The sequence below is a fragment of the Streptomyces huiliensis genome (assembly GCF_020037025.1).
In the GTDB taxonomy this organism is placed as follows: domain Bacteria; phylum Actinomycetota; class Actinomycetes; order Streptomycetales; family Streptomycetaceae; genus Streptomyces; species Streptomyces huiliensis.
In genome coordinates, this window is the sequence record NZ_JAIQLH010000334.1 from 1 (window position 1) to 6576 (window position 6576).

A 6576-nucleotide genomic window follows, 5' to 3' on the forward strand; every position below is an offset into this window, starting at 1 on the left:
GAGCCCCTGCGAGAAACGGTGAAAGGGCGGGGCCGGGGCAACCTCCCCTCACCCGCACGGTTGCCGGCGGGCTCGGCCCAGGGGGAGTGTCCCCAGCCCCGCCCCTTCGCCGTTTCCGTGGGGGCAGGCCCCCGCACCCCGCAGCACGCTTCGCGTGCTGTCCTCAAACGCCGGACGGGCTGAGGGTGGGCTGGTGCCCTCAGACGCCGGACAGGCCGCGCGCAGTGCTACCGGACCGTCACAAACGCCTCCACATCCCGCTCCGGCCGCTCCCGCGCAGCCCCCGCCGGCCGCCCCACGGCCACGGCCCCCATGGGATCCCAGCCGGCCGGAAGGCCGAGGACGTCCCGGACGACGTCCCGGCAGAACATCGTGGACGACACCCAAGCCGACCCGAGCCGCTCCGAAGCCAGCGCGACCAGGAAGTTCTGGACGCCGGCCCCCATGGCGACGACGAACATCTCCCGCTCGGCCGTACCACGCCGCACGTCGGGATACGTGTGGGAGCCGTCCATGACCAGACACGGCACCACGAGGTAAGGCGCGGAGCGCAGCACGTCACCGCGGCGGACGCGCCGCGCGACGCTCTCCTCGGAGCGGCCGTCGGCCCGCAGGTCGGCGATCCAGGCGTCGCGCATGGCGTCGAGCAGCCGCAGCCGGGACTCGGCGGACTCCAGGAGGACGAAGCGCCAGGGGGTGGTGTGGTGCGGAGCGGGCGCGGTGAGGGCCGCGGCGACCGCGCGGCGGACGGCGCCCGGGTCCACCGGGTCGTCCGTGAACTCCCGTACGGTGCGCCGCAGTCGGACCGCCTCCCGGACGGCCTCCGAGGTGCCCAGCCGGAACATGTCGTCCGCGCCCGAGCGGATCAGCGCCCGCGCACCCGTCGCGTCCTCGGAATCGGAACCGGACACGACGTGCGGCAGACCGCGGACCACCGCCACCGGCAGCCCGGCCGCCTTGCCCTTCACCAGGTCGCCGGCGGCGGCGAGTTCGTCGGCGGTGGCGACGACGGTGGCCGTCAGCGGGTTGCCGTGCGCGTCCGTGCCGCCGCGCAGGTCGTCCAGGACGCGCACGCCGGCCGCGCCGATCGCCATGTCCGTCAGACCGGCACGCCAGGGCCGCCCGGCGGTGTCGGTGATCACCACGCCGACGTCCACGCCGAGCGTGTCCCGCAGCCCGGCGCGCAGGGCGCAGGCGGAGGCGTCCGGGTCCTCGGGCAGCAGCAGGATCGTGCCCTCGGGGGTGTTGGACGCGTCGACGCCCGCGGCGGCCATGACGAGGCCGAGCCGGTTCTCGACGATGCGCAGCGTGCCGCGCCGGGCGACGAGCCGTACGGTCTCGGCGTCGATCGCCGCCTCGCGGTCGGGCGCCGCGGCGACGCGCCCCTCGGCCTTGCTGACGATCTTCGAGGTGACGATCAGGACGTCGCCGTCGGCCAGCCCGGGCAGCCCCTCGGCGGTGGCCGCCGCGGCGATGAGCTTGACCAGGTCGTCGCCGGGCCGGACCTCCGGCAGGCCGGGCAGGGCCCAGACGCGGAACGCGGGAGCCTCGGTCATCGGCCGCGTACCTCCTCGGCCAGGGCGAGGGCCTCGGCGGCCATCGCCGCGGTGGCCGGGACGTCCGTCATCATCAGCGGGACGGCCCGGCAGCGGATGCCGGCGGCCTCCACCTCGGCGGTCCGCGCCGCGTCGACCGTGTCGACGAGCCAGCCGTCGATCAGGTCGGAACCGTAGTGCCGGGCGACCGCCGAGGCCGTCGACTCGACGCCGACGGCCGCCAGCACCTTGTCGGCCATGCCGCGCACCGGCGCGTCGCCGACGATCGGCGAGAGCCCGACGACCGGCGCGTCCGCCGCCGCGACGGCCTCCCGGATCCCGGGGACGGAGAGGATGGTGCCGACGCTGACGACGGGGTTGGAGGGCGGGAAGAGGATGACGTCGGCGGCGGAGATCGCCTCCAGCACGCCGGGCGCCGGCTTGGCCTGCTCCGCGCCGACGGGGATGATCGCGTGCGCGGGCACCGAGGCCCGCAGCCGCACCCAGTACTCCTGGAAGTGCACGGCCTTGCGCGCGCCGCTGCCCTCGGTGCCGTCCGGGTCGTCGATCATCACATGCGTCTCGACGCGGTCGTCGCTCATCGGCAGTAGCCGGACGCCCGGCTTCCACCGCTCGCACAACGCCTCGGTGACGGCGCTGAGCGGGTAGCCGGCGGCGAGCATCTGCGTCCGGACGATGTGCGTGGCGAAGTCGCGGTCGCCCAGCCCGAACCACTCGGGGCCGACGCCGTAGGCGGCCAGTTCCTCCTTCACGGCGAAGCTCTCGTCGGCGCGGCCCCACCCCTGCTCCTCGTGGATGCCGCCGCCGAGCGTGTACATCACCGTGTCGAGGTCGGGACAGACCTTGAGGCCGAAGAGGTGGATGTCGTCACCGGTGTTCCCGATGACGGTGACGTCCGCGTCCGGGGCCGCTGATGTCAGGCCGCGGAGGAAGCGGGCGCCCCCGATCCCGCCGGCCAGAACCACAATGCGCTGCATGCGGGCCAGTCTGTCAGCCCCGGACGGCGCCCCCGAGGGGTGGTATGCCGGGTGTCACCGCACGGGCGCGGCGGACGGGCGGACGCCCTCGACGCGGAGCGGGCGGTGCTGGGGCATCTCGGTCAGGCCGGGGTGGTAGACGTGCAGGCTGACGGCGGGTTCGAGGGACTCGTTGACGACCTCGTGGGCGTAGCCGGGGGCGAAGACCTGCTGGTCGCCCTCGCCGAGCCGGCGCCGGACGGTGGCACCGGACGCCTCGCGCAGCTCGGTCAGCGTGCCCTGGAGCACGGTGAGGACGCCGGAGGAGCGCCCGTGGTCGTGCAGCCCGCTGCCCTGCCCCGGCACCCAGCTCAGCAGCCACACCTCGTAGCCGGGGCCGGTGCGCAGCCGGTGGTACCAGCGGCTGCCGGCGTCGAAGCGGACGAGGCGGGTCCACGCCGCGCGGTCGGCGGCGATGCTCCGGGCCAGTCCGGCGAACTCGGCGACGGTGGCGGGGTGGGCGGCCGGCGGCGGCATGAGGTGGGGGAGGGCGAGCGGGTCGCCGGCGATCTGGACGTCGCTGTTCATGAAAGGGGTTCCTCGGCGGGTGAAGAGGAGGCGCTGTGGCCGGTGAGGGCGGTGGGGGTACGGCGGACGTGCGCGCGGACGGCGGACCGGCCGGGCGGACGGTGGATCGGCCGCACGGGTGCCGCGACGGAGCGCGGGACGCGGCGCGGAGCCGGACCGGAGAAGTAAGGAAAGGAGAAGCTCAGCCGGAGCTCTGCGGCATCAACAGCTGGAACAGCGACAGCGCGCCTGAACGGCACAGCGCGACCCGTAGGAACGGGTCAGGCCGGGGATCCCCGGGACGGACGTCCGGGCGGACGTCGGGGAGGGTGCGGTCGCGAGCATGCTGACAAGGAGACCGGCATCCGCGGCGCCGTGTCAACCGGATGTCCGGTTTGATGCCAATCTTTCACCTCATCCGGTAGGGGAGAACGGAGAAAGGTTTGTCTCGTGGGGTCACGGGACAGTCGCCCGGCATCCTGGTGTTCAAACATCGCCCGGTTTCGGGCGATGCAACTGGTCGGCCGCCCGTCGCGTCTCTCCTGAAGACAAGGGAGCCGCGGGACGGCTGTGGCGAGCGAGAGATGTGTCCACTCTTGTGGTGGTTTGGCAACTTTCCGCTCGGCCTTGGTTCCGCAGAGTGAATAAGGGGCTCAATAGCAGATCTCGGCTTGACTGGCCCGGATCGGCGCACTTGTAATTTCACTCGTGTCGTTCTGCCGTACCTGATCACGGCAGCATCACGGGGACGCAATGACAGACGAGGGGCGCACATGACCGAGCTGTTTCAGCAACTGCTGGTCGAGGAGGCGGACGAGGAGCTCGGCTGGCAGGAGCGCGCGCTGTGCGCCCAGACCGATCCCGAGTCCTTCTTCCCCGAAAAGGGCGGATCGACCCGCGAGGCCAAGAAGGTCTGCCTCGCCTGCGAAGTCCGCTCCGAATGCCTCGAATACGCGCTGGCCAACGACGAACGCTTCGGCATCTGGGGCGGCTTGTCCGAGCGCGAACGCCGCCGCCTGAAGAAGGCCGCGGTCTGAGGCGGCTGAGTCCGCGTCACCTCCGGCGCACCGTCTGAGCGTCGCCTTCCCGGCGCCGCCGGCCGAGCGCCGCACAGCAGGGCGCCGCAGTGGCGGACGCCTTGCCGCTCCCGGCCCCTGACGCCGGGTCATCACCGACCGGGTCTCCGATGTACCGGGTCTTCGATGTACCGGGGCTCCGGTGTCCCGGGACCTACGGCCTGGCCGTTCCGGGATCGCATACGACCGTCCTGGAAGCGCATCCGGCCGCACACCGACCGCTCGCCGCGCGACCGGCTCACCGACTCACCGCGCGTCGGCTTCCGCGGCGCGTCGGCTTCCCTCGCGCCGGCACCTCATCGCTCGCCGCCCGCGAGCCGCCGAGCCCGTACGCCCTCTCCGCACCCGAGCGCCGCCGCGCCGCGTTCCACCGCTTCGCGGCCGCACGGGTGCGCCCGCGAGCCGCCGCCCGGGTCCACCTCCGCGCCGCCTCCACACCAGGTCGAACGCCTGATCGGACCGTACGAGCCCGCCGCCCGCGCCCCGTGCCGAGGAGGCGGAGCGGCCCGTTCCCAGCCACTAGTGTGGGGTGCCGTCCGGGACGGCCGACGCCCCTCGGGCGCTCCACCGCAACCCCAGCACCGCCACTGCCACCGCAACCCAAGCACCACCACCGCAGTCCAGCACCGCGGCCGTACCGGGAGCAGCTCCGCCCGCCCCCGCCCGGCCGCCCCCGGCCGGAGGGCCCGTACCCGATGTCCGCGCACAGCGATCCGCCGGTGCACCACCCGGCACCCCCCGCGTTCGACCTCACCCACCCCCCGGCGTTCCCCCGCCACGTCGTCACCGCCGTGCTCGTGGCCCACGACGGCGCCCGCTGGCTGCCCGACGCGCTCGCCGGACTGCTCGGCCAGGAGCGGCCCGTCCAGCGGGCCGTCGCCGCCGACACCGGCAGCGACGACGACTCGGCCCGGCTGCTCGCCGACGCGCTCGGCGCCGACCGCGTCCTGCACCTCGCCCGCCGCGCCGGCTTCGGCACCGCCGTCGACGAGGCCGTCCGCGCGACCCCCGCGCCCACCACCGACGACCTCCCCTACCTCGCCGGCTCCAGCGGCTGGGACCCCGTCAGCCGCACCTGGCGCGACGACCCGCACGACCCCTACGGGTCCCCGGACGCGCACGACCGCGACGCCGAACCCGTCCAGTGGCTGTGGCTGCTGCACGACGACTGCGCCCCCGAGCCCGGCGCCCTCCGCGAACTGCTGCGCGTCGCCGACCAGGAGATCGCCGCAGGACGGCCCGCCGCCGTCCTCGGCCCCAAGCTCCGCAGCTGGTACGACCGCAGGCAGCTCCTCGAAGTGGGCGTCACCGTCGCCCGCGGCGGCCGCCGCTGGACCGGCCTCGACCGCCGCGAACAGGACCAGGGCCAGCACGACCAGGTGCGCTCCGTCCTCTCCGTCTCCACCGCGGGCATGCTCGTCCGGCGGGACGTCTGGGAGGCGCTCGGCGGCTTCGACCCCCGGCTGCCCCTGATGCGCGACGACGTCGACTTCTGCTGGCGCGCCCACGCCGCGGGACACCGCGTCCTCGTCGCCCCCGACGCCGTCCTCCGGCACGCCGAGGCCGCCTCCCGCGAGCGCCGCCCGGTCGACTGCGTCGGCCGCCGGCCGGCCTCCCCGCACCGCGTCGACAAGGCGGGCGCCGTCTACGCGCTGCTCGCCAACACCCGGGCCGCCGCCCTCCCCTACGTGCTCCTGCGGATCGTCCTCGGCACCCTGCTGGGCGCCCTCGGCCACCTCGTCGGAAAGGACCCCGGCCAGGCCCTCGACGAACTCACCGGCCTGGGCCGGGTGCTGCTGCGCCCCGGCCGGATCCGCGCCGCCCGGAGACGCCGTGCCGCCTCCGTCGACGCCAAGGAGCTGCGGCCCCTCTTCCCCCCGCCGGGCGCCACCCTGAGGGTCGCGTTCGAACAGCTGGCGGGCTTCTTCGGGGGGCGGTCCGACCCCGAGGCGAGGTCGGCCGGGCGGCACGGTGCCGTCGAGTCCGGACCCGGCGGCGACGAGGCGGACTTCCTGGAGATCGAGCAGTTCGCCCGGCTGCGGCGGATCGCCCGCAAGCCCGCGCCCGTCCTCTTCACCGTCCTGCTGCTGGTCTCCGCCGTCGCCTGCCGCGGGCTGTACGGCGGCGGCGCGCTCGCCGGCGGCGCCCTGCTGCCCGTGCCGGAGGGCGCGTCCGACCTGTGGTCGCTGTACGCGGACGGCTGGCACGCCGTCGGCACCGGCGGCACGGCCGGCGCCCCGCCGTACCTCGGGGTGCTCGCCGCCCTGTCGACCCTGCTCCTCGGCTCGCCCGACCTCGCCGTCACCCTCTTGCTCGTCTGCTCGGTCCCGCTGGCCGGGCTGGCCGCCTACTTCGCCTCCCGCCCGCTCGTCGACTCCAGGCCGCTGCGGGCCTGGGGCAGCGTCGCCTACGCGTTCCTGC

Annotated in this window: 5 protein-coding genes; 2 read left to right on the forward strand and 3 right to left on the reverse strand. The window is 74.8% G+C overall.

The window, feature by feature from the left end; translation table 11 throughout:
• Positions 1 to 227 precede the first annotated feature (227 nt).
• From JNW98_RS32680 to JNW98_RS32690, 3 genes are read right to left on the reverse strand one after another with little or no spacing between them, the layout of a single operon-like run.
• Complete coding sequence (locus tag JNW98_RS32680) at positions 228 to 1556, reverse strand: coenzyme F420-0:L-glutamate ligase (protein WP_223771925.1); 1329 nt, start codon at positions 1554 to 1556, stop codon at positions 228 to 230.
• The gene (cofD, locus tag JNW98_RS32685) at positions 1553 to 2533 is read right to left on the reverse strand and encodes a 2-phospho-L-lactate transferase (protein ID WP_223771926.1); all 981 of its coding nucleotides are present in this window, start codon (positions 2531 to 2533) and stop codon (positions 1553 to 1555) included. Before cofD ends, JNW98_RS32680 begins: the two co-directional genes overlap by 4 nt.
• Positions 2534 to 2587: 54 nt before the next feature.
• Positions 2588 to 3100, reverse strand: a complete 513-nt coding sequence (locus tag JNW98_RS32690) for a cysteine dioxygenase (RefSeq protein ID WP_223771927.1) — start codon at positions 3098 to 3100, stop codon at positions 2588 to 2590.
• Positions 3101 to 3852: 752 nt separating this feature from the next.
• Here JNW98_RS32690 and JNW98_RS32695 point away from each other — a divergent pair.
• On the forward strand, positions 3853 to 4116 hold the full coding sequence (locus tag JNW98_RS32695; RefSeq protein ID WP_004952403.1) for a WhiB family transcriptional regulator: 264 nt from the start codon (positions 3853 to 3855) through the stop codon (positions 4114 to 4116).
• 734 nt (positions 4117 to 4850) lie between these two features.
• Positions 4851 to 6576, forward strand: a 1726-nt coding sequence (locus tag JNW98_RS32700) for a glycosyltransferase family 2 protein (protein WP_223771928.1), incomplete at its 3' end; no start/stop codon positions are given.

Coding starts and splice junctions, on each gene's coding strand:
- JNW98_RS32680 (WP_223771925.1), bottom strand. CDS start 1,556: ATGACCGAGGCTCCCGCGTTCCGCGTCTGGGCCCTGCCCGGCCTGCCG.
- cofD (WP_223771926.1), bottom strand. CDS start 2,533: ATGCAGCGCATTGTGGTTCTGGCCGGCGGGATCGGGGGCGCCCGCTTC.
- JNW98_RS32690 (WP_223771927.1), bottom strand. CDS start 3,100: ATGAACAGCGACGTCCAGATCGCCGGCGACCCGCTCGCCCTCCCCCAC.
- JNW98_RS32695 (WP_004952403.1), top strand. CDS start 3,853: ATGACCGAGCTGTTTCAGCAACTGCTGGTCGAGGAGGCGGACGAGGAG.